The 24,611-nt window shown below is 37.6% G+C and carries 18 protein-coding genes and 2 pseudogenes; 8 read left to right on the plus strand and 12 right to left on the minus strand.

Features of this window, described 5'->3' with window-relative positions; all coding sequences use genetic code 11:
- The first annotated feature begins 100 nt into the window (after nucleotides 1–100).
- The 3 genes from ACFX5U_RS06865 (at nucleotide 101) to ACFX5U_RS06875 (ending at nucleotide 4,023) form a co-directional block, all read left to right on the plus strand.
- The gene (locus ACFX5U_RS06865) at nucleotides 101–1,414 is read left to right on the plus strand and encodes an aspartate kinase (protein ID WP_038697338.1); all 1,314 of its coding nucleotides are present in this window, start codon (nucleotides 101–103) and stop codon (nucleotides 1,412–1,414) included.
- Nucleotides 1,415–1,428: 14 nt separating this feature from the next.
- The gene (lysA, locus tag ACFX5U_RS06870) at nucleotides 1,429–2,592 is read left to right on the plus strand and encodes a diaminopimelate decarboxylase (RefSeq protein ID WP_400262843.1); all 1,164 of its coding nucleotides are present in this window, start codon (nucleotides 1,429–1,431) and stop codon (nucleotides 2,590–2,592) included.
- A gap of 219 nt (nucleotides 2,593–2,811) precedes the next feature.
- Nucleotides 2,812–4,023: a hypothetical protein gene (locus tag ACFX5U_RS06875; protein ID WP_400262844.1), complete on the plus strand. Its 1,212-nt coding sequence runs from the start codon at nucleotides 2,812–2,814 to the stop codon at nucleotides 4,021–4,023.
- A 55-nt stretch (nucleotides 4,024–4,078) separates the two neighbouring features.
- On the opposite strand, the gene ACFX5U_RS06880 is transcribed toward ACFX5U_RS06875, so the two are convergent.
- The 3 genes from ACFX5U_RS06880 to rpoN form a co-directional block, all read right to left on the minus strand.
- Nucleotides 4,079–4,549: a hypothetical protein gene (locus tag ACFX5U_RS06880; protein WP_400262845.1), complete on the minus strand. Its 471-nt coding sequence runs from the start codon at nucleotides 4,547–4,549 to the stop codon at nucleotides 4,079–4,081.
- Nucleotides 4,488–5,273 (minus strand): porin, encoded by a 786-nt coding sequence (locus ACFX5U_RS06885; protein WP_400262846.1) that lies wholly within the window; start codon nucleotides 5,271–5,273, stop codon nucleotides 4,488–4,490. Before ACFX5U_RS06885 ends, ACFX5U_RS06880 begins: the two co-directional genes overlap by 62 nt.
- Nucleotides 5,274–5,584: 311 nt before the next feature.
- Nucleotides 5,585–7,051 (minus strand): RNA polymerase factor sigma-54, encoded by a 1,467-nt coding sequence (gene rpoN, locus ACFX5U_RS06890; RefSeq protein WP_280568975.1) that lies wholly within the window; start codon nucleotides 7,049–7,051, stop codon nucleotides 5,585–5,587.
- Nucleotides 7,052–7,414: 363 nt separating this feature from the next.
- Between rpoN and ACFX5U_RS06895 the strand changes: the two genes are divergently transcribed.
- Nucleotides 7,415–9,688: a penicillin-binding protein 1A gene (locus ACFX5U_RS06895; RefSeq protein WP_400262847.1), complete on the plus strand. Its 2,274-nt coding sequence runs from the start codon at nucleotides 7,415–7,417 to the stop codon at nucleotides 9,686–9,688.
- A 31-nt stretch (nucleotides 9,689–9,719) separates the two neighbouring features.
- Here ACFX5U_RS06895 and ACFX5U_RS06900 read toward each other — a convergent pair whose 3' ends face one another.
- Nucleotides 9,720–10,043: a hypothetical protein gene (locus ACFX5U_RS06900; protein ID WP_038697346.1), complete on the minus strand. Its 324-nt coding sequence runs from the start codon at nucleotides 10,041–10,043 to the stop codon at nucleotides 9,720–9,722.
- Nucleotides 10,044–10,144: 101 nt separating this feature from the next.
- Between ACFX5U_RS06900 and ACFX5U_RS06905 the strand changes: the two genes are divergently transcribed.
- From ACFX5U_RS06905 to infB, 4 genes and pseudogenes are all read left to right on the plus strand, one after another.
- On the plus strand, nucleotides 10,145–10,918 hold the full coding sequence (locus ACFX5U_RS06905; RefSeq protein ID WP_280568966.1) for a LexA family transcriptional regulator: 774 nt from the start codon (nucleotides 10,145–10,147) through the stop codon (nucleotides 10,916–10,918).
- Nucleotides 10,919–11,066: 148 nt separating this feature from the next.
- Nucleotides 11,067–11,534 (plus strand): ribosome assembly cofactor RimP, encoded by a 468-nt coding sequence (rimP, locus tag ACFX5U_RS06910; RefSeq protein WP_038697350.1) that lies wholly within the window; start codon nucleotides 11,067–11,069, stop codon nucleotides 11,532–11,534.
- A gap of 2 nt (nucleotides 11,535–11,536) precedes the next feature.
- Nucleotides 11,537–12,775: a transcription termination factor NusA gene (gene nusA / locus ACFX5U_RS06915; RefSeq protein WP_038697352.1), complete on the plus strand. Its 1,239-nt coding sequence runs from the start codon at nucleotides 11,537–11,539 to the stop codon at nucleotides 12,773–12,775.
- A gap of 106 nt (nucleotides 12,776–12,881) precedes the next feature.
- Nucleotides 12,882–16,065: pseudogene (infB, locus tag ACFX5U_RS06920) on the plus strand (translation initiation factor IF-2).
- A gap of 129 nt (nucleotides 16,066–16,194) precedes the next feature.
- On the opposite strand, the gene ACFX5U_RS06925 reads toward infB, so the two are convergent.
- The 8 genes and pseudogenes from ACFX5U_RS06925 to ACFX5U_RS06960 all read right to left on the minus strand — a co-directional run bounded on the left by ACFX5U_RS06925 (nucleotide 16,195) and on the right by ACFX5U_RS06960 (nucleotide 24,609).
- Nucleotides 16,195–16,575, minus strand: a complete 381-nt coding sequence (locus tag ACFX5U_RS06925; RefSeq protein WP_144243277.1) for a DUF2752 domain-containing protein — start codon at nucleotides 16,573–16,575, stop codon at nucleotides 16,195–16,197.
- A 3-nt stretch (nucleotides 16,576–16,578) separates the two neighbouring features.
- Nucleotides 16,579–17,325, minus strand: coding sequence for a succinate dehydrogenase/fumarate reductase iron-sulfur subunit (locus ACFX5U_RS06930; RefSeq protein WP_400262848.1), 747 nt, complete (start codon nucleotides 17,323–17,325; stop codon nucleotides 16,579–16,581).
- A 16-nt stretch (nucleotides 17,326–17,341) separates the two neighbouring features.
- Nucleotides 17,342–19,256, minus strand: a pseudogene (locus ACFX5U_RS06935) (fumarate reductase/succinate dehydrogenase flavoprotein subunit).
- Between the two features lie 21 nt (nucleotides 19,257–19,277).
- A complete protein-coding gene (locus ACFX5U_RS06940) occupies nucleotides 19,278–19,931 on the minus strand; it encodes a succinate dehydrogenase cytochrome b subunit (RefSeq protein WP_400262849.1) in 654 nt (217 codons plus the stop codon).
- A 10-nt stretch (nucleotides 19,932–19,941) separates the two neighbouring features.
- Complete coding sequence (locus ACFX5U_RS06945; RefSeq protein ID WP_400262850.1) at nucleotides 19,942–21,372, minus strand: anion permease; 1,431 nt, start codon at nucleotides 21,370–21,372, stop codon at nucleotides 19,942–19,944.
- Nucleotides 21,373–21,387: 15 nt separating this feature from the next.
- The gene (locus tag ACFX5U_RS06950; RefSeq protein ID WP_400262851.1) at nucleotides 21,388–22,539 is read right to left on the minus strand and encodes a porin; all 1,152 of its coding nucleotides are present in this window, start codon (nucleotides 22,537–22,539) and stop codon (nucleotides 21,388–21,390) included.
- A gap of 390 nt (nucleotides 22,540–22,929) precedes the next feature.
- Complete coding sequence (locus tag ACFX5U_RS06955; protein ID WP_038697357.1) at nucleotides 22,930–23,496, minus strand: TlpA disulfide reductase family protein; 567 nt, start codon at nucleotides 23,494–23,496, stop codon at nucleotides 22,930–22,932.
- Between the two features lie 12 nt (nucleotides 23,497–23,508).
- Nucleotides 23,509–24,609 carry an efflux RND transporter periplasmic adaptor subunit gene (locus ACFX5U_RS06960; RefSeq protein WP_038697359.1) on the minus strand — a complete coding sequence of 367 codons (1,101 nt, stop codon included), beginning with the start codon at nucleotides 24,607–24,609 and terminating at the stop codon, nucleotides 23,509–23,511.
- Between the last annotated feature and the right edge of the window lie 2 nt (nucleotides 24,610–24,611).

Here is a 24,611-nt window from a genome sequence, read left to right on the forward strand (position 1 = left end):
GTGCGGCACAAACACTTATGTATTTGTGCCGCTTTTTTATGCGAAAAAAGTAAGTAATTGCCTATATTCACGGCAAAATTTAAATATAATGTAAGTCAGTATGAAAATTTTAAAATTTGGTGGTACATCTGTCGGTAGTGCAGAGCGCATCAAAGGGTTGTTAGATATCGTAAACCCTTCTGAGCGTCAGGTTGTGGTGTTGTCAGCAGTGTCTGGGACAACAAATGCTTTAGTAGAAATTGGTCAAGCTTATCTTGCGGATAACAAGGACTTGGCAAAGGAGTTGATTAAGAAGCATAAAGACAAGTACGAAGACCTAATTAAGGAATTGTTCAAAACTGAAGCGGGATATAAAAATGGTAAGAGCTTAATCGAGTCACATTTTAATTTTATTGAAGGATTTGCGCATGAGATCTTTACTCCTGTGGAAGAGAAGATTATTTTAGCACAGGGTGAATTGTTATCTACAGCTTTGTTTCACTTTCACTTAACAGAGATCAATGTTCCTTCTGTTTTATTGCCTGCATTGGATTTCATGAAAATTGATGAAGATAATGAACCTATTGTAGATTACATTACCTCTAAATTGACACCCTTGATTGCGAATCATCCTGAGAATACATTGTTCATTACACAGGGCTTTATTTGTCGTAATTCTTTCGGTGAAGTCGATAATTTACGTCGTGGTGGATCGGATTATACAGCATCTTTAATTGGTGCAGCAATAGGTGCTGATGAAGTGCAGATCTGGACGGATATTGACGGTATGCATAATAATGATCCTCGTATCGTAAAAAACACTTCTCCTATCGCTCATTTGAGTTTTGATGAAGCAGCAGAATTAGCCTACTTTGGTGCGAAAATTTTACATCCTCAATCGGTTTTTCCTGCGCAAAAATATAATGTACCAGTACGTTTGTTGAATACATTAGATCCGACTGCAAGCGGCACATTGATTAGTAAAGAGGGAGGACAAAAGGGAAGTATTCGTGCGATTGCGGCCAAAGATGGCATCACTGCTATTCATATCCATTCTTCTAGGATGTTGTTGGCCTATGGTTTTTTACGTCGTGTTTTTGAAATTTTCGAACGCTACAAGACACCAATCGATATGATTACGACATCAGAAGTGGCCGTATCTGTGACAATTGATGACACGAAAAATCTGCAGGATATCATCAAAGAAGTAGAGGACTTTGGAACAGTTTCAGTTGATGAGGGGCAAACTATTGTCTGTGTAGTAGGTGACTTTGACTTGAATACACATGGTTATGCGGCACGAGTATTGGATGCTGTTAAGCACTTACCTGTCCGTATGATTTCATACGGAGGGTCTGATTATAATGTCTCTGTTTTGTTGGATACAAATCATAAAGTAGAAGCTTTACGTTCTTTACACAACCGTTTATTTTAATTGTAATTTTCTAAATGAAAAACAAAAATATAGAGAGCCAGTTCATTGGAAAGGAAACACCTTTCTACTATTATGACCTGAACGTGTTAGAAGATACGTTAGATGCAGCAATTGCTGCTTCGAGTAAACGTGGGTTTCATGTGCATTTTGCTGTGAAATCTAATTTCAATAGCCGTCTTCTCGAGATGATACAAGCTAAAGGATTTGGAGCAGACTGTGTGAGTGGTAATGAGGTGCAACGTGCAATTGATGCAGGTTTTGACGCTAAAATGATCACTTTTGCCGGAGTTGGTAAGTCTGACAAGGAGATTAATCTAGCGCTAGAACATGATATTTTCGCTTTTAACGTGGAATCGATCCAAGAGTTGGAAGTAATCAATGAACTGGCTGCAGTAAAGGGACGTAAGGCTAAAGTAGCTTTGCGTATTAACCCAAATGTGGATGCAAATACGCATCATTACATTACGACTGGATTAGATGAGAATAAGTTTGGTGTCACTAATGCAGAGCTTGAGAGAGCTGCGGCAGTCATTCGAACTTGTGAAAACATCGAACTTATTGGCCTTCACTTTCATATTGGTTCACAAATAACAGATATGAATGTGTTTAAAAGTTTGTGTGTCAAGGTGAATGAATGGAAGAATTGGTTTGAAGAGCGAGGTGTCCCGATCAAGGTACTGAACGTGGGGGGGGGATTGGGTGTGGATTACCACAATCCAGATAAGAATGCTATTCCTGACTTTGAATCATATTTTGATATCTTTGAAAAGTTTTTGGAGAGAACGCCACAGCAGGAGGTTCATTTTGAATTAGGTCGTGCTTTAGTGGCTCAATGTGGTTCGTTGATCAGTAAGGTTCTGTATGTTAAAAATGGTGTCAAGAAGAACTTTTTGATATTAGATGCAGGTATGACTGAGTTGATGCGTCCTGCTTTGTACCAGGCTTTTCATAAAATTGAAAAACTAGGTGAAGATGTAGCTTCGGATATCATTAATTATGATGTCGTGGGACCAATTTGTGAAAGTTCAGATTGTTTCGGTAAGGAAGTGCCTTTACCTCTTTCTAGAAGGGGCGACTTAATCGCAATCCGTACAGCTGGAGCGTATGGTGAAGTGATGTCTTCACAATATAATCTGAGAGAAGAAATTCGTTACGTTTATAGTGACGAATTAGCGTAGTACTTAAATCCTATGAAATAGAATTGGCCTAAACTTTAAAGAGTTTGGGCCTTTTCGCTTTAGAGGTTATTTATAGCATATTTAATTTTAATTAATTCATGCTATTTTAGCTTGTAATTGTGTTATATAACTCTTTTTTAAAACATGCTTTTGGTAACCTGACTGCCAGCGCACGCGAAATATATTTCTGTTTTGCTGTTCATCGTCGTACCTTTGTATATGCAAGAAATACTTCAGAAATTATTTATACAGCAGACTACGGTTGATTTTGATCTAAAGGAGGATACTACTGTTTTATTGGCGAATTATGCATTCTTACCAATAAAAGAGTTGATTGATTTTAAACTTGATGCAACAACTGAGTATGAACAGATATTGGTGGAATTGGATACCATGAATTGGCTAGATCCTGTTGTAATGGCATTATTAAAAGGGATAGCGGGATTACAGGCGGGAAATTTAAATGCAGAGATTCATTTATTAGAAGCGCAAGCACAGCAAATTACTGCCTTGGGATATAGCTATCTTGCTTTAGGTTATTTTTTGCAAAACCAGATTGAAAAGGCTGTTCAGGTATATACCGACGCAATTGTATCCTATCCTAAAGAACCTTATTTTTATGCATGTCGTTGTGTACTGAATCGTATTTTAGATGATGACGAAGGTGCTTTTTATGATTATCAAATTGCTAAGCGACTTGATTTTAATTACCATAGCTTATTGGAATGGGAGGAACACTTACCTTATTTGGTAACACTCAAATCTGAGCAAGCAGAGATAGAAGAATTGGAAGAAACTTGGAGTCAGGATACGCAAGATCTAGATGTATTGGCTAGACTAGCACTGGAATTTGTACATATTTATGATTATCAACATGCAGTCAATCTATATACACAGGGGTTATCACTGGCAAAAGATCAGTCAGATTGGTATGTTTACCGTGCCGCCATTTATACCAAATTGACGCAATATGTGGCAGCCCTGGCAGACTGTGATTTAGCACTGGCAATTGATTCCGGTTGTGTTTCTGCTTACGTATTACGTGCAAAGGTACAAGAATGTTTGTGTAGACATACCGAGGCTTTAGCAGATTATGAAAAAGCAGAATCACTAAACCCAGAGCAATCCGTGATTTATGAGGAACGTGCTTCCTTGTTTGAGCGAATTGGAAAGTTTGAAGATGCAGTTATCGATTATTCGAAATTGATATCTTTGATGAAAGATGATTTCTATCCTTATGTGTTAAGAGCTGATGTATTTGAGCGTTTGGGGAAGCAGGAGGAAGCTTTAATGGATTATTCAAAGGCGATTGATTTGAACCCTTATTATTCAGATCTCTATCAATATCGAGCTGCGATAAAAGAATCCTTAGGCGATATATTGGGAGCTGAAGCTGATTTGCGCAAGTTTGAAGAATTGGATGAAGACTAGATGATTATTGTTATAAAAAAAAGGTTCAGTGTTTAACACTGAACCTTTTTTTATATTAAATACCTAATTCAACTTGGAACAGGAAGCCCCAAGAGTTCTTTTGGTTAACGTTGTTGAATTGCCCCTCTTTGAAAGTGTAATTTCCACTCAAATTGAATTTCAGGCGATGTGCTTTCATATATTTGTTTAAGCCAGCTTCTATAATTTCAGTTTGCTTCTCATAAGCGCGGATGTCTTGGTGTGGCTTTACAAATGTATAACGACTCACGACTTCGAAACCATGATTCATGAGGTAAGACATTTGCTGATTGATACCAAATCCTTTATAAGCATAGGCTGTTTTACCTTCTAAGTCAAGATTCAGTGGGTTGTCTACGTCACGACGCATGTATTCTGCTTGATAGGCAAATCCCTGATATTTTAAGATGGCATCTACGAAACTTGTTTTAAGTGTAAATGGATTTTCAACATATTTGCCTGTTTGACCTCCTACGCGGGTAGTTTCTGTCGTTGTAGCTGTAGCCACCACCGATTGAAAGTTTCGGTGTTTCTTCTCTTTCTAAGTCACCTTCTGAATAGTCTCCGCCATTTTTAAAGTTACCTAAGGGCAAAAATTCGACACGACCAGTGTAAGATAGTCCACCATCCGTGCCACTAGCTGCTCTACCTTCACCGGTTGATATAGCTACTTTGGCATTGATAGGTACTTCTCCAATTTTCTTGCTTAGATTAGCGCTCATACCGAAATCACGGTCAACAGTAAACTTTGAATTCACTAAGGAACGGTCTGCAAACTGTAGCTGCCCAGAAGAGTTCACACGTTGTCTGTTTCCTGGTAACTTGTTTTGACCAAAACTGATGTAAAAATCATCAGTGAAATTGTAGAATACAACTGCGTCACGAACAATGTTCGGAATACCTGTCTCGTCAAAATCCTGGTCACTTCTAGTGAAAGCTAATTGTATTGAGTAGCTAATTTTAGGCGTGTATATGTAACCGTCCACACGCATGCGTAATCGGCGCACACGTGCATCCCATTCGCCATTTGTTTCGCCATCCAATTTTTCTGTGAAACCAATGCGGTTTTGCATTCTAAACCTAAAGTTCGTATAGAAGAGGGAGTCATTGCTGTGGAATTGGATTCCTTTGAAATTCAAGATAGTAGCTCTATCGTCTCGTTCTTGCGCTTTTGACGCAAATGTTAATGTCGCTAGTAAGGCTGTAAGGGTAACAATTTTTGTTGCTCTCATTCGTCTTTAAAAAAAAGTAATTATAGTAAGGGTTGTTTGTTATTGACTTTTTTAATTTTTATTTATTTTATTCAATTGTACAGGCTATCTCGTAATCCTTGCATATTGGATCAATTCAAGTATAGCTTTAGTCAAATCACTATCCATTGGTATTAATGTAAGCGATGTTCTTTCAACTACATTAAAAGCAGACATCTTTTAAGATTAGACTATTTTTGTCAGAGACAAAGATAATAATCTAATTGGTTATGCAGGTGTAGGATAAATCAATAACAAGTAAAAAGCCACTAAACAGAGGCTTTTTACCATTACTATAACTCTTTGCGCAATCTAGCGACAGGAATATTAAGTGCTTCCCGGTATTTTGCAACAGTACGTCGTGCAATGTTATATCCTTTGTCTTTCAAGATTTCAGTCAGCTTTTCATCAGCTAGTGGTTTTCTTTTGTCCTCATTTGCAATGCATTCTTCGAGAATTTTTTTGACTTCCTTGTTGGATACCTCTTCTCCAGATTCGGTTTGAATGGCTTCAGAGAAAAATGATTTGAGAAGGAAGGTTCCAAATTCTGTCTGTACGTATTTGGAGTTTGCAACACGCGAAACAGTGGATATATCCATACCTATGCGATCAGCGATATCTTTTAATATCATAGGCTTCAGTTTCACATCATCACCTGTCAGGAAATAATCATACTGATATTCCATAATTGCGTTCATCGTTTTCAATAAAGTTTGTTGTCTTTGTTTGATGGCGTCGATGAACCATTTGGCCGAGTCCAGTTTTTGTTTGACAAACTGAACGGCTTCCTTCATCTTTTTGTCCTTTTGGTCTGATTTATCGTAATGCTCAAACATGCTCTGATAAGAGCGACTCACCCGTAGCTCGGGTGCATTTCTACCATTTAGCGTGAGGTGTAAGATCCCATCATTGTTGCTAATGTGAAAATCAGGGATTACGTGAAGTTGTTTCCCAGCTACAGCGCCTGAATCGCCTGGTTTTGGATTTAGCTTAAGGATTTCATTTATGATATTTTTTAAATCCTCAGAGGTCAGTCCCAGCGATTTTTCAAGTTTGTCATAGTGTTTTTTTGTAAACTCTTCTAGGTAGTTTTTCACTATTTTAATCGCTTGAGCAATAATGGGATTGTTTTGATCTTTTTTCTCTAACTGTATCAATAAACATTCTTGTAGATCACGTGCTCCAATTCCAGCAGGTTCAAAATCTTGAATAACTTTAAGCATTTCCAATACTTCACCTTCTGTTGCAATGACATTTTGTGAAAAAGCAAGGTCGTCAATAAGACTCAATATGGGTCTACGTAAATAACCATCATCATCTAAACTCCCGATAATTTGTTGTCCAATCAGAAAATCGCGGTCATCAAGGGCTAACAAGTCCAACTGTTGCTGTAGTTTTTCGAAAAACGAATCTTGTACAGCAATCGGGATTTCTTTTTTATCATCATCTTCGTCAGAATAATTATAATTATTGGAATAATCCGTAAAATCATCCTCCTGAATATATTCATCTACATTAAATTCATCACTTTCATGGTTTTCATCAGTGTCAAAACTGTCGTCTGGATCACGGTCGGGGTATTCTTCATTTGGTTCGGACATATTTGCTAAACTACCGTCCTCAAGGGCTGGATTCTCTTCTAGTTCTTCTTTTATGCGCGCATCCAAAGATACCGTAGGAACTTGTAAAAGCTTGATAAACTGAATCTGTTGCGGAGATAGTTTCTGTAATAACTTTTGTTGTAATGTTTGCTTTAACATGTTTTATATGACTAATTGCATATAAATTTATATAATATATATCGATTAATGAAAAGAAAACGTATCGATAGTATTTTTAGGTATAATTTTTGTTGTCTTCTTGATTCTTATATTCCTAATTATCAGATTTAGAATAATGAAATGTTAAATTTCGTTAATTGTTATAGCTACATGTAAAACCTTAGTTTTTTTGCTTGTTTTCACAAAACATTTTTAGACCTTTACCGTATGTTTAAACGGATTAAGAATAAATTTATTCGCTATATAGCGTTCGGTATATATTTTTTAATCGTCCTAGTTTGTGCCATACAGCTTAACTTTTTGGGACTCTTCGGCTATTCTCCTACTAAAAAGGATATTACGATGCCTAATGTTAATATTTCAACGGAATTGTTTACAGCTGATAGTGTTTTGATCGGTCGATATTTTGATGAAGATCGTAACCCAGTGGCTTTTGATAGTATATCTAAAAATGTGATTAATGCATTAGTTGCAACAGAGGATGTTCGTTTTTATAAACATAGTGGTGTTGATTTTTTAGGATTAGGCTCAGGTATTATATCGACATTGACAGGGGATAAGAGAGGAGCAAGTACGATTACTCAGCAACTAGCAAAAAATCTATATCGAACACGATATAACAAGTCGGTTGGATTATTGGGTAGAATTCCTGGCATAGGTCTGATTGTAACCAAATTCAAAGAGTGGATGACCGCTTATAAGTTGGAGACCCGATATAGTAAGGCTGAGATTATTACTATGTATTTAAATACAGTATCATTTAGCAATAATTCATATGGAATACAAACAGCTGCACGACGCTATTTTAGTAAAAATGCTAGCGATTTGTCTATCAATGAAGCAGCTGTATTAGTCGGTATGCTGAAAGGTACGACTATGTATAATCCCATGCGTAATTTAGATAAATCGCGGGAACGAAGGAATGTGGTTTTATTGCAGATGCAGAAGGCCAACTATATCGATCAGGCTCAAGTGGAAACCTTGTCTAAGGAACCCTTGGTCTTGCATACGGATAATAAAGATGTGCATGCTGGTGAAGACTCTTATATAAGGGCCGCTGTGGAGCGTTGGTTGGAAAAGTGGGCTGAAGATAATGATCGCGATATTTACAGAGATGGATTGAAGATATATACGACAATCAACTCAAAATTGCAGAAGCATGCCGAAGAGTCTGTAGCAAAACAGATGGAGATATTGCAAAGAAGATTAAAGAACGCTTGGGGTGATGAAGAGCCATGGCGCGATCTATCGGGTAAAGTGATTCCTGGATTTATAGAGAATTTAGCTAAAAAGACAGATTATTATAAGCACCTAACAAAAAAGTATGATAACCGTACTGATAGTATTGATTTTTATTTGAATCAGAAAAAACAAATGGAGATTTTTTCATGGAAGGGAGAACGTTTGCGTGAAAAAGTTCAGATGTCCACAATGGATTCGATTAAATACTATGTGACGATGCTGAATACAGGTGTTATGAGTATGGATCCATATTCGGGTGAAATCAAAGTATGGGTTGGCGGTATTGATCATCAGTTCTTTAAATATGATCACGTTAATCAATCTAAAAGACAAGCGGGATCAACCTTCAAGCCTTTTGTTTATTTAGCCGCATTGGAGTCGGGTATGACGCCTTGTGACCAGGTGCAGGATAAACCAGTCACGATTAAAATTGATAAAGGAGATTCAATTGAAGTTTGGGAGCCTAAAAATGCAGATTGGAATTTCAGTTATCGCGAAATGTCGTTACGCTGGGCAATGGCACGTTCTGTTAATTCTATCACGGTTCAGTTAACGGAAAAAGTTGGTGCGGATAAAATTGCTGAAGCAGCGCATCGTGTAGGTATTGAAAGTAAATTGAACCCCGTACCATCCATTGGTTTAGGGCCAAATGATGTATCGGTGTTTGAAATGGTGAATGGCTATTCGACTATGATGAATGAAGGTGAGCGTTTAACTCCTATATTAGTTTCGCGTATTGAAGATTATGATGGGAAGGTGATTGCAACTTTTAAGCCAGAAAGAAAGCAAGTGGTGGATAAGCAAGATGCATGGTTGATGACCTATATGTTGCGTGGGGGGATGGAAGAACCTGGCGGTACTTCTCAAGCATTATGGGAATACGATTTATTTGCAAAAGAGAATGAGATTGGAGGGAAAACAGGTACTTCATCGGAATATGTGGATGGTTGGTATATGGGGGTTACGAAAGATTTGGTGACTGCCGTATGGGTTGGTTGTGATGATCGGAATGTTCACTTTAAAAACTCGCAAACAGGAGAGGGGTCGAAGACGGCATTGCCTATTTTCGGTTTGTTTATGGAGGCCGTGTATAAGGATAAGTCATTAGGTTATACTCAGGGTAAATTTCCTGCGCCAACCGTAGAGATAACCAAGAAATATAAATGTGTGACACCTCGTCCAATTCGTGAAGAATCCTTGTCAGATTCTACAGCAGTAGATGACGGTGTGGATTTGGAGGATATTGGTAGCGGTGAAGTAATTCAAGAAGAGGGGGTAGCAACTCCTGAGGGTGATGTTGATATGGGAGCTTTATCCACGGAAAAAGATGTGGTCGCTACAAAGTTGCGCGATTCACTTGGTAACGTTGGGTAGCGAGTTTGTAAAAGTTTTTTTAATCGGTTGTTTATGAAGAATAAACAACCGATTTTTTTTGTGGAGTATTTACGATAGTAAGGGATAGATTGTGCCAGTTAGCGTTGTGCTTACGGATAAGTTTCTCTTTTTGCATTCGTGTGAATTGCCCCAGCTGTAATAGTCTTTTTTCTGCTTGTTCGTTAGATTGGAAATGTTCCATATAAACAATACGTGTCAGGTGCGGACCATTGGGAAATAGTATTTTGCTACTACTTTTTATTTCGTTCATTGTTATGTTGATATCCGATGTAATATCCGCTTTTAAGAATTGTCTATTGCTATCGGTAATGATGTATAAAATGTGTAATTTCATGATTGCGCTAATAAATTTGGTTATTTGTGTTTTTTTTACTAATTTTATTGGCACAATAATACTAATATTTTTAGATATTAAAAAATTAAATTTAAAAAAATATGCCAAACATCGCTTCCAATCTTAAGTTTTTAAGAAAAACGAAAAGACTTACACAACAGCAGTTTGCCGATTTAATGGAGATAAAAAGAGCTTCTGTTGGAGCTTATGAGGAGGATCGTGCGGAACCCAAATATGAGTTGCTAAAAAAAATAGCAGAGTTTTATGACATGACAATGGATGAACTTGCTAACGATGAAATCAACGAAAAATGGCGTCCTGCTCCAAAAAGTAACGCTTCAAACCTTCGTGTGTTAAGTGTGACCGTCGATGGGCAAGATCGTGAAAACATCGAATTGGTTCCAGTAAAAGCTAGTGCAGGATATATGAATGGTTATGCAGATCCTGAATATGTGGCTACTCTTCCAAAGTTTTCGTTACCTATGTTTAATCAGGGTACCTACCGTGCTTTTGAAATCAAAGGAGATTCGATGCGACCATTGGCTAGTGGGTCAATTGTGGTGGCAGAGTATGTGGAGAATTGGAATGATATTAAAGCAGCCCAGACGTATGTGATTGTTTCAAAAGATGAGGGCGTTGTTTATAAGCGGGTAGCCTATAAGTTTAAAGAGGATAAAGGATTGAAGTTGTTGTCTGATAATAAAAGCTATGACCCATATTGGGTAGAAGCGGGTGATATTATGGAAGTCTGGCGTGCTAAGGCGTATATCAGCACGGTATTGCCTGAACCTAATAACGAACCGACAATGGAAACTTTGTCGACCATGATGGCTGAAATGCAAAAGACGATAAATTCGGTTGTGGATAAGGGCTAAATAGGCGCATTGATTTAGAACTTTTTCATCTATATTTTGTTTGTTGAAAAAATATTTTTATCTTTGTCCTATCTGAGAGGAAGGGGGCAACGTATGCCCCCTTTTTTAATTCATTGATTTCAGTCTTTTTATTCGATTTCGAAAGAATATGCAAAATGTAGAGAAAAGAGTTGTCGAACTCATTCAAGAAAAGTTAGCAGATCGCGATGATTTGTTTATTGTAAGTGTTAAATTTCACCCAAACAGTGTGTTGGAAGTTTTGCTAGATGGTGATCAGGGGATTAGTATCGATGATTGTGTACAAGTCAGTAGATTTGTAGGTTTTCAGTTAGAGGAGGAAGAGGTGGTAGAAAAAGCTTATCGCCTTGAAGTGTCTTCACCAGGTATAGATACTAATTTGGTCCACCTGAGACAATACAAGAAAAATATTGGGCGTAATGTCCAAGTGAAGTTGAATGATGGTACGAAAACTGAAGGAAAACTACTGACAGTTGAGGAAGCACAGATAACAATTGAAGAAACGATAAAAGAAAAAGGAACAAAAGCGCAGCAGGCTGCTCGTATCATTCCTTTGGAACAAATAAAAGCAACTAAGGTGTTAATTTCATTTAAATAAAAATGAGCAGCAATATCAATTTGATTGACTCTTTCCAAGAGTTCAAAGAGTTTAAAAACATTGACCGTCCTACGGTTATTTCTGTCTTAGAAGAAGTATTTCGTAGCATGATCCGTAGACGTTTCGGTACAGATGAGAACTGTGACGTTATCGTGAATCCTGATAATGGGGATTTAGAGATCTGGAGAACACGTGTTGTTGTTGAAGATGAATTTTCGGAAGATGATGATCTAGAGATTGAATTAACAGAAGCGAAGAAACTTGATGTTGATTTAGAAGTTGGCGATGACTATATTGAGCAAATTACATTAGAGAGTTTTGGTCGTCGTGCAATTTTGGCAGCACGTCAGACTTTGGTTTCAAAAGTATTGGAATTAGAGAAAGACGAAGTTTTCAAAAAATATAAAGACCGCGAGGGTGAATTGGTAATTGGTGAGGTCTACCAAATTTGGAAAAAAGAATTACTTGTTTTGGATGATGATGGTAATGAGTTGATCTTACCAAAGACAGAACAGATCCCAGCAGATTATTTCAAAAAAGGGGATAGCATTCGTGCGGTAGTTTATAAAGTAGATATGATGAATAATAATCCTAAGATTCTTATTTCTCGTACTGCTCCTGAATTTTTACAACGTTTGTTTGAATTGGAAGTTCCTGAGATTTTTGATGGATTGATTACCATCAAAAAGATTGTGCGCGAACCAGGAGAACGTGCTAAAGTAGCTGTTGAGTCTTATGATGATCGTATTGATCCAGTAGGTGCTTGTGTAGGTATGAAAGGATCGCGTATTCATGGTATCGTTCGTGAATTGCGTAATGAAAACATTGATGTAATCAATTTTACAACGAATCATTCACTTTATATTACACGTGCATTAAGTCCAGCTCGTATAAGTTCCATCAAGATTGATGAAGAAAATAAGACAGCAGCTGTGTACTTAAAATCCGATCAAGTATCTTTGGCAATTGGCCGCGGTGGTCACAATATTAAATTGGCCGGAAAATTGACGGGTTATGAGATCGATGTATATCGTGAGAATGACGAGTTTGATGAGGATGTGGATATCGAAGAATTCAGCGATGAAATTGAAAGCTGGGTGATTGATGCATTGAAACGTGTAGGCTTAGATTCTGCACGCTCGGTATTAGCACTTACAGAAGAAGAATTGCTGAGACGCACTGACTTGGAAGAAGATACAGTAAAAGAAATTTTACGTATTTTACAGGCTGAATTCGAATAAAATGAAGCCACATAATTTGTTTTCATCTCTATTTCAAATTTAATTGTTATAGAGATGTAAAAAAACCATATTTTTGTATTAAATATTTAATTAGTTAAAATAATAGATGACTGAAGGAAAAGGTACAAACCTGCTTAAAGCAGCAAAGGAACTCAATATTGGCATATCTACTGCCGTAGATTGTTTAGTGAAAAAAGGATATGACGTAGACGCCAAACCTAATACTAAGCTATCCGGAGAGATGTACAATGTGCTGTTGAAAGAGTTTCAAGGTGACAAAATCGTGAAAGATGAAGCTAAGCAAATTGTTATTGGCAAAATTCGTCGTGATGAGTCGCCAGTGGCTTCTCCTAAAGAATCATCTAAAAATGACGATTATGAAGAAACTGTAGCTTCAAAAGAAATTTTGATTAAGAATGCTGCGGCTAATACAAGAGAAGAATCTGATGCTGGTAAAAAAGAGGCTCCTGCTGAGAAAGTAGCGAGTGTTGAAACTGCAGAAAGTTCGTCAAATACACACACTGGAGGGATGAAAGTTGTGGGGAAAATTGATTTAGACTCTTTGAAAAGAGGATCTAAACCTAAAAAAGAAGAAACTCCAGTTGTGAAAGCTGAAACTCCAAAGGAAGTGGAGAAGAAGCCAGAGGTGGTTAAACAGGCTACTATCCCTGCTCCAAAGCCTATCATAAAAGAAGAGCCGAAAGTAGAAGCTCCTAAAGTAGAGACACCAAAAGCTCCAGTAGTGGAAGCACCAAAAGTAGAAGAGAAAGCGAAAGAAACCCCAAAGGTTGTCGTCGCTGCACCTCAAAAAGTTGAAGTTAAAACTGAAGCTCCTAAAGTTCAAGAGAAGAAAGTGGTAGAAGAAAAGCCAAAAAATGAAAAACCTGCTGTGAAAGCACCGGTTGAAACTCCTGTAAAGGAAGTGAAAAAAGTTAATCCTGCAGATGAGGTTATCAGTGCTAAAGCAGAAAGATTAACAGGTCCAAAAGTAATTGGTAAGATTGAATTGCCTACGGCAAGACCTTCTCATAGAGATAAACCAGTAGCATCTTCTTCAAGTGCTACGGGTAATGATCATAAACGTAAGCGTAAGCGTACAAATAATACGGGAACTCCCCCTCCAGGTGGTGGTACTCATCCAAATCGTACGGGAGGTCCAAACCAAGGTGGTGGAAATCATCCAAACCGTACAGGAGGAAATGCAACAGGTACTCATCAAAACCGTCCAGCAGGAGGTCCAGGAGGAAATAATCAAAACCGTCCAGCGGGTGGTCCAGGTGGTCATCATAACCGCCCAGGAGGTCCAGGTGCTCATAAAGGTCGTCCAGCCTTCAATAATAGAAGTACTGGACCTAACGTACCAAAAGAGGAACCTACAGAAAAGGAAATTCAAGACCAAATTAAGGCTACTTTAGCTCGTTTGAGCGGTGCTGGTAAATCTGGTAAATTTGCACAACGAGCAAAGTTGAGACGTCAAAAGCGTGACGATGTTGCTAATATTGCAGAAGAAGAAGCATTAGAAAGAGAGATGCAGGCTAAAGTTTTACGTGTTACAGAGTTTGTAACCGCAAATGAACTTGCAAATTTAATGGATGTCGCTGTTACGCAAATTATCGCAACTTGTATGAGTTTAGGTATGTTTGTCTCAATTAACCAACGTTTAGATGCTGAAACTTTAACGATTGTTGCTGACGAATTTGGTTATCAGATTGAATTTATCAAACCAGAAGATGAGGAGATTGCAGATCTTGAAGAGTTAGATAATGAAGACTCATTAATTTCTCGTGCTCCGATCGTAACGGTAATGGGTCACGTCGATCATGGTAAAACATCGCTATTGGATTACGTTCGTAAAGCCAATGTGACTCATGGTGAAGCAGGGGGTATTACACAGCACATTGGTGCTTATGCAGTACAATTAGATGGTGGTCGTAAGATTACATTTTTAGATACACCGGGTCACGAGGCTTTTACAGCCATGCGTGCTCGTGGTGCGAAAGTAACGGATATCGTTATTATTGTTATTGCTGCAGACGATGCTGTGATGCCACAAACAAAAGAGGCTATCAACCACGCACAAGCTGCTGGTGTGCCAATCGTATTTGCATTTACTAAAGTAGACAAGCCTGGTGCTAATACAGACCGTATTAAAGAGCAGTTGTCTCAAATGAACATATTAGTAGAGGATTGGGGTGGTAAATACCAAGCTCAAGAGATTTCATCTAAAACTGGATTGAATGTAGATCTTTTATTAGAGAAAGTATTATTAGAAGCTGAGATGTTAGACCTGAAAGCCGATCCTAACAAACGTGCTGTAGGTTCAGTAATCGAGGCTGCTTTAGATAAAGGTAGAGGTATTGTTACAACTGTATTAATCTTAGGAGGTACTTTACGTGTAGGAGATCCAATTTTAGCAGGTTTCTCATAGTGGTAAAGTAAAAGCATTGACAAATGAACGCGGTGAACGTGTGAAAGAAGCAGGCCCTTCTGTACCAGTCCAAATATTAGGTATGGCAGGTGCACCTACTGCAGGTGATAAATTCTACACAATGGATAGCGAGTCTGAAGCTCGTAATGTGGCGAATAAACGTCTTCAATTGCAACGTGAGCAAGGTATGCGTGCTACGAAACATATTACTTTAGATGAGATCGGTCGTCGTTTGGCAATCGGTAACTTTAAAGAATTGAACGTAATCGTGAAAGGTGACGTGGATGGTTCAATTGAGGCACTATCGGATTCATTATTGAAATTGTCTACACAAGAGATTCAGGTGAATGTGATTCACAAATCAGTGGGTGCTATTTCAGAGTCAGACGTATTATTAGCTTCTGCATCTGATGCAATCATTATCGGTTTCCAAGTTCGTCCATCGATTGGTGCACGTAAATTGGCTGAGCAAGAGCAAATTGATATTCGTCTTTACTCGATTATCTATGATGCTATTGAAGAACTTAAATCGGCAATGGAAGGTATGTTAGCTCCGAAATTCGAAGAGAAGATTGTTGCTAACGTTGAAATCCGTGAGACATTTAAAATCTCCAAAGTGGGTACAATCGCAGGTTGTATGGTATTGGATGGTAAAATTAACCGCAATAATGATATTCGTATCGTACGTGATGGTGTTGTTATATTCACAGGAAAATTAGCTTCACTGAAACGTTTCAAAGACGATGTGAAAGAAGTTTCATTTGGGTATGAGTGTGGTTTGAACATTCAAGGTTATAATGATATACAAGAAGGAGATATCGTTGAAGCATACGAACAAGTTGAAGTAAAACGTAAATTGTAATCAAACAGTTTATAACATATAGAAAAGAGCGTTTTTAATTAAACGCTCTTTTTTTTGGTCTTTTTTTGTGATGTACCTGTTTTTTATGAGGTGAATATCTCCTCGTTATATCGTAAAGCTTTCTTCAAGTTAATAATTTCTTATTATCCAGAAGCTCACAACAATTATGAAAACGATTATGATGGCTTTATAGCCGAACAAAATCTTACGCCATTTGAGGATTTTGGGTGTTGGATTTTTGTTATATTCAAAGCTTAAACCTGTAATGATATAAGGGATAGCGATGACAACCAAAAAGTTTTGCCTCCACGCATTATAGAAGTCAAAATTCAATAAATCATGTATTGCGCGCTGTGATCCACAACCCGGACACTTGTATCCAGTTAATGCATAGAAAGGACATTTTGGGAATAAGTTATATTGCATTGGATTAAAAAACTTATAGATTAGGATTAAACATGTTAATGCTATAAACCCTATTATCCATGTGTAGTACTTCTTAATCACCATAATTCATTTTTTTAAAAAATGTGCGCGATTATATTCATAATTCATTCGTGCAATATTGAGAACAGAAATACCTTGTGGACATTCTACTTCACATGCTTCGGTATTTGTACAATGTCCAAATAGTTCTTCATCCATTTGATTGACCATATCAATTACTCTTGTCAGTCGTTCTTCTTTACCCTGAGGTAATAATACCATATGGTTGATTTTAGCTGAAGTAAAAAGTGCTGCACTTCCGTTCTTACAGGTTGCGACACAGGCTCCACACCCAATACAGGCAGCTGCATCGAAGGCTGCTTCTGTCACTTGATGTGTTACGGGAATGGTTAATGCCTCTGGCGCTTGCCCTGTATTTATGGACACATATCCACCAGAGGAAATAATGCGATCAAAAGCTGAACGATCTACTTTTAAATCTTTTTTTACGGGAAATGCTTCAGATCTGAAGGGTTCGATGAAAATGACCTCACCATCTCTGAAGGATCTCAAATGTAATTGGCAAGTGGTGGTGTTTTTCAACGGCCCATGTGCAATACCATTAATCATCATACCACATTGTCCGCAGATCCCTTCCCTGCAATCGTGATCAAATTCGACAGGTATATCATTCGCTAGTATGAGTTTCTCATTTAATGTATCGAGCATCTCTAAAAAGGACATATGTAGATTGAGGTTTTCTAAGGTATAATCAACGAGCTTGCCGGTCGTATTTTTATTCTCTTGTCTCCAAATTTTTAGATGTAATTTCATAACTTGAATTTTAAAATTATTTATAACTACGTACAATTGGTTGAATGACTTCAAAGGATAGTGGTTTCTTTATGAAGTAGGGGGATATCAGTTTTATTCCATTCCCAAGCAGAAATAAATTGATACTCATCATCATTTCTTTTTGCTTCACCTTCAGGTGTTTGATATTCTTCACGGAAATGTGCGCCACAGGACTCATTTCTTGTAAGGGCATCGTAACACATCAGTTCTCCGATTTCGAGATAATCAGCGACTCTACCCACCTTTTCTATTTCGGTATTCATGCTTGTTTCATTGCCTGGAATATGGACATTATTGTGAAATTCCTCACGTAATTTTCGGATCTCTGAGATTGCAAATTTTAATCCGCCTTCATTTCGGGCAAGACCGCAGTAATCATATAGGATTTTCCCGAGTGTTTTATGAAAATAATCCACAGTTTTGCTTCCTTTGCTTTTGCTAAATTGTTGCAATTGCGTTCTTATCCCTTGTTCTGCTTTTTCAAACTCTATATGATCAGTTGATATTTTTCCAGTGTGTATATCTCCAGCGAGATAATTTGCAATGGTATAGGGGGCAATAAAATACCCATCAACAGAAGCCTGAAGTAGAGAATTTGCTCCCAATCTATTTGCTCCGTGATCTGCAAAATTTGCTTCACCCAAAGCAAATAATCCCGGAATTGTAGTCATTAATTCGTAATCTACCCATAATCCTCCCATTGAAAAGTGTGCGGAAGGGGAAATCATCATAGGCACTTCATACGCATTGTAACCGGTGATTTTTTCATACATGTCGAATAAATTTCCGTATTTTTCTTGTATTTTTTCCTTTCCTTGCTCTTTAATAGCTTTAGAGAAATCAAGATAAACCGCATTTTTTAAAGGACCTATGCCAAATCCGGCATCGATTCTTTCTTTTGCGGCACGTGACGAAATATCTCTTGGAGCTAGGTTTCCGAAGGCAGGGTATCTTCTTTCCAGGTAATAATCTCTTTCTTGTTCAGGGATCTCATTTGCAGATCGTTGTTCATTTTCTTTAAGTGGTACCCATATACGTCCATCATTTCTTAAGGACTCAGACATGAGTGTTAATTTCGATTGATAATCTCCAGATTGTGGTAATGATGTTGGATGAATTTGAATCCAGCTCGGACTGGCCATCAATGCTCCTTTTTTATGCGCTCTCCAGATTGCAGAACCATTGCAACCCATCGCTAAAGTCGAAAGGTAGTAGATTTTTCCGTAGCCGCCAGTAGCCAATACAACGGCATGTGCGGCGTGTCGTTCAATCTCACCTGTATCTAGATTTCTGATAATTACGCCACGCGCTTTTCCATCAATAACAACTAGATCTAACATTTCATGACGTGCATGTAGTTTGACCGTTTTTTTTCCGACTTGACGCATAAGTGCCTGATAAGACCCAAGTAGCAACTGCTGTCCGGTCTGTCCTCTTGAATAAAATGTACGGCTTACTTGAACACCACCAAAGGAACGATTGTTCAAGTAGCCACCATATTCCCTGCCAAATGGAACTCCTTGAGCAACTGCTTGATCGATGAGGTTGAGTGAACATTCGGCCATTCTGTAAACATTGGCTTCTCTAGCACGAAAATCTCCTCCTTTTAAAGTGTCTACAAACATACGGTAGACGCTGTCACCATCATTTTTATAGTTTTTTGCCGCATTGACACCCCCTTGTGCTGCGACTGAATGGGCGCGTCTCGGGCTATCTTGAAAGCAAAATGATTTAACATTATAGCCCATTTCACCTAACGATGCGGCAAGAGAGCTTCCTGCTAATCCAGTTCCTATCACAATGATATCTAGTTTTTTTCGGTTAGCCGGATTTACTAATTTTGCTGTTTTTTTATAGTTTTCCCATTTTTTCTCTAAAGAACCCTCTGGGATTTTTGCATCTAAATTCATGTTCTTAAAATTTAAAGGTTACTATTGTGTAAAATAAATGTAAATCGGCATCATAGCAAATCCGATACTAATAATGATGGAATAGATTATACCACAGTTTTTTATCCATGTCACATATTTTGGATGGAAAAGGCCTAAGGTCCGTACGGCACTATGTACGCCGTGAATCAGATGGTAACATAAAGCAACCATTGATAGTACATAAATGAGGACATACCACCATTCTTTAAAAGTGGTAACCACCAATATATAGAGGTCCTTATTTCCGTTGCTATCTAATGGTGGTGTTCCGAACTTATAGACATACCAAAAATTTTGAAAGTGTATAACTAAAAATATTAAGATGATTGTACCCAAAATACCCATGTTACGACTATACCATTTACTTGCTCTTTGTCTTTGGTCCCGTTGATATTGTTTAGCAGATTTTCTGTTTTTAATAGAGATAACCAGTGCATCTAGGGCATGTATAATAATGCTTGCGTATAAGACATATGATATGATCTTTATTAAGATATTACCTGATAAAAATTGAGAATAGGCATTGAATTGTGTGTGTGCTTGTTCTGAAGGTAAGAACAGCTGCAAATTTCCTAAAAAATGAATGATTAGGAAGAAGCAAAGGAATAAACCTGTTAAACACATTACTAATTTTCGAGATAGGGTTGTCAACATATGTAAAGAATTAATAATAACCGATTATTTTCATCCACAGGCCACCAACAGCCATATAGATCACAAGTAATAGAACTCCAATTTCAAAACCTTTTACCCACCATGATTTGAGGTCCACATATCCACTACCGAAGTAAACTGGGGCTGGGCCATGTCCATAATGGGTAAGTACACCATATATGGACCCAACGAAGCCAAGCATCATAGCCAATAACATACCTGGTATACCTAAAGAAACTCCAACTCCGAGCATTGCAGCATACATCGCAGCAACATGGGCTGTAGCACTTGCAAAAATATAATGGCTATAGAAGTAAACTAAAATGATAACAGGAAATGCGACTACCCAATTGAGTCCACCGATTTGGGTTTTAATCAATTCGCTAAACCAACTAATGAAACCAAGCTCATTCAAAGAACTGGCCATCATGACAAGCACCGCAAACCAAACAATAGTGTCCCAGGCTCCCTTTTCAGATTTGATATCCTCCCAAGTAAGTACAGATGTGAGCAGTAAAAGTGTCAGTCCGATGAAGGCAGTTGTAGTGGCATCAATGGATAACGATCCTCCAAATATCCATAATCCTAAAAGAATGAAAAAAGCAAGTAACATTAACCATTCATTTGTTTTGATTGCCCCCATCTCTTTTAACTTTTCTGTTGCCATTTTTGGAGCATCAGCAGTTTTTTTTAACTCAGGGGGGTATAATTTGTATAAAACTAATGGGACGATGAAAAAGGCGACAAGTCCAGGTACAAAACCAGCAGCTGCCCATGACATCCAAGTAATATTAATTCCTAAATCGGCCGCAAATTTCTGACACATCGGATTACTAGCTGTTCCAGTAAGAAACATAGAAGAACCTATGAGATTCATATAGTAACTATTGAGTGTCAGATAAGAACCGATTTTTTTATGTGTGTCTGGATCTTCCGGTAGAGAACCAAAGCTGATAGCCATTGATTTCATAATGGGATAGATGATACCGCCACCACGTGCAGTATTGCTGGGGATAGCAGGAGCAAGACAAACATCTGCAAGTCCCAATCCATAAGCTAAGCCTAATGAACTTCTTCCAAAAATTTTGATAAAGATAAAAGCAATTCTATTTCCTAAACCCGTTTTTATAAAACCTCTTGCTATAAAAAATGAGATTCCAATAAGCCAGATTACTTTATCACCAAAGCCACTCAGTGATTTTGTAATGGACAACGAGGCATTCCCTGGTGCTAATACTTGGGTCAAAGCTGTGAAACCAATGGCTAGCATACACATCGTTCCCATAGGGGCAGCTTTAAGTATAATTCCCAATATTGTTGCCGCAAAAATAGCAAAAAGGTGCCAGGCTTCAGGTGATACCCCCTTTGGAGTGGAGATGATCCAGATAATCAATGCAAAAGCAAAGGTTATGCCCATCTTTGTAATGCTCACTTCTTTCATAATGCATGTTAAAGGTTATAATCGACTTTGTACTTGTAAAATGAACAAATTGCCATTGTATTTGTTTGTATTATCGATTTGATATTCATAATAATCCATTTGCATACCCATTTGTATTCGAGCTCCATAGTTTTTGAGAAATTCAAAACTTAGCATAGGAACTAAAGATTGTCTCGGATTGGAGTTCTGTCTGAAGTCAGTATCTAAATATTCATATCTACAAGAAAACTCGATAGCTTTTAAGTTATTATAATCTATTTCGTAGCGCATATTTGGCAAAAAGTATGCGCCGCGCATTTGGTACTGATATAAGTCTGGAAGTCGATTTGATTCATCAAGGCTGAAATATAAATTGTGATTAATGGCCTGCTTAGCTTCGATTTGAAAATCTAAGTTCCATTTTTTTGCAAGGTTGAATTTAGATGATATATCAAATGCTAAAGCATGTACATTTCTTTTAAAAACGGTACCTGTTCCTCCATTTAGACCAATACTGAGGTCATATTTCTTTGAAAGATCAAATACGACACGTGTCAGAAATTGTTTACCATTGTCTTTATCCGAGACCTGATTCTTCCCATTCCCATTGACAACAGAAACAGCATAATGCATTGGCATTGTACCTAAAGGTAGGGTGCCGCCTACGGATGCTCCAATCTGAAAGCTTGTCCAACCATTTTTACCAAATTCGGTATACTGATTAGACCATTCTAAGGATTTGATAATATCCACAGGATAGGTTTCTTCAAGTCCAAACCAGGGTCTGAATTGGCCAACAGTTATCGCAACTTTAGGATTAAAACTGTATCTCAGGTAAGCATTTTCTAAAACTCGTGTTTTGGGTTCATTTTTAAAATCAGCAAAATTAGCCAAAGCTACGACTTCCACTCTTCTGCTTATTTGTCCTTTGACTTGTGCACGCATGTACTTGAGGGAAAAGGAATTATTTGTGCCTTTATCATCGGTATGATGAACGCCTTCGACGTCAACATTTTTTTTAAGACTTGTGGTAAAGCGTCCTTGAAAAAGCCCCTTGAATTGAAATTTGGGATAACTTTCTAAAATTTCTCCTTGTGTAATGTCGGGAACTTGAGCACTAACAGAATTACTGTATAAAAGTAAAAAGCCAAGTATAGTACATATTTTAAAGGGTGATTTTTTTTTCATATAAAAAAATGAAGTAAAGAATAAGAAATTGGTTATTAAAGATTAAAAACTTAAGTCCGGTTTTTTATAATTGAATTGGTCATATATGAGCGTCAATTTATTTGCTCATACGTAAATTTATGTGTTTAAATCTAAATGAGAATGTAGTAATTTTAATATTTTAAAAATTTCTACATGTTGTACTATAAACACGGATTGCAAATATTTTGTTTTTTATAATCAGGTAATAACACTGCAATTATCTAATACCAAACTTGTTTTTTGAGAAATCATACTAGGAAAACACGTTTTATAACCATCAAAAAAGCCTTCATCTAATTGTGATGAAGGCTTTCTTGCCGTATTTGGTCTTAATTTAACTTAAATTATTTGAAGTTCAAGGAAATTATATTAGTTACTTTGAAGCAGCTCATTTAAAGACGCTATAATTTCGGGGGCCGCATAATCGCGTCCGCCTTCCATACGATTCACCAGTTCGCCATTTTTGTTCAAGATTACTGTAGTAGGAATGGCATTTCCTAAGAAATTTGATGGAATTTCCCCTTTTGGTATATATACTTGAAGATTATAGTTGTTTTCGGTCATAAATCCTTTCGATTTTTCCATCGTTCCATCTACATCAACCATTAAAAATACGATGTCATCACGATCTTTAAAAGATTCTTTTAGCGAATTGATAGAAGGCATCTCACGTATACATGGAGGACACCATGTTGCCCAAAAGTTAATAAAGACCACTTTTCCCTTTAGTGAACTAAGCGTGATATCTTTCCCATTTTCATCTATAAAGGAAACATCGTTGGTCAGTGATGATGTTGCATCCGTTGTATTTTCTGCTGTTATTTCGGTATTTTGGGAATTTTGATTTTCCTTATTCTGCGAATTGCAGGAAAGTAAAGAAATACTTGCTATACTAAGCAACATACCCAAGATACTCCTATTGAATTTTAATTTCATATTTTATTCGTATTAGTTTATTTTTCCTTCTTTGATTTCTTCCGACGGCTTTAGTATAATTTTATGTTCTGCAGAAAGCGAACCAAATACTTCCGTTAATGAATCCAAATGTACGCCTTCTTTGACAGGAATACGTTTAATTTCTTGATCATCTAATATAAGTATAAAAGTACCAGACTGCGTAGTCAAGACACTTTTTTTAGGCACCCAAGTAGAGGCTTCTTTACGTTTTAACTTTAATTTTACCTGCGCATAATCACCCCCCTGTAATTCACGAGAGGGATTGTCAACATCAAATTCCAGAGTCAGCGATCGGTCTTGCTGATCTAATAATCCCGATGTACGAGAAAGTGAAGTGTCAAATACTTTCCCAGGTTGCGAACTTACGGTGAATTTCGCTTGTACGCCTTGTTGCACAGAAGCAGCATGTTTTTCAGGAAGTGATAACGTTAATCTCAATTTATTGCCCTGGGCCATCATAAACAGAGACTGATTGGATGATGTACCTGCCAGAGCTCCTACAGATACATTTCTCGCAGTAATAACACCATCAAATGGAGCTGTTATGCGTAGGTATTGTTGTAACTGTGATGTATGTGTTGTACCTGCTTTTGATGCCTCATATGCAGCGCGCGCGCTTTCAACTGTACTTTTAGCTCTGTCCAACTCTATAGCTGCTACAGCACCAGCCGTTTTAGAAGCGTCTTTTAGGCGGTCGTAAGCCTGCTGCGCAAAAAGATAATCGTTGTATATCTTTTGTTCCGTTGCTTTGTCAGAAAGATACCGCTGATTCATTTCTGGGGCTTCAAGGACAGCCAATAATTGACCCTTACGTACCTGATCGCCACGTTCTACATAAAGTTGTTTTACAAATCCTGATACTTTTGCAAATACAGCCACCTGTTCATAAGGCTTTAGTTCTGCAGGAACAGAAATTTCGTATTCTGGATTCATAATCTGTATTGCACCTGTAGGGTAGTTTACCTGTTTTTCGGTTTTTTGAGGGGCCATATCAACTTTTTGTTCTTGTTGCGAACAGGCAGATAATGAAATCAAAATTGCGGCAAATGCGCTTAATTTACTTGTTTTATATATTGAAGTTGTAGAATACATAT

Source organism: Sphingobacterium sp. SG20118 (assembly GCF_044740685.1).
Classification (GTDB): domain Bacteria; phylum Bacteroidota; class Bacteroidia; order Sphingobacteriales; family Sphingobacteriaceae; genus Sphingobacterium.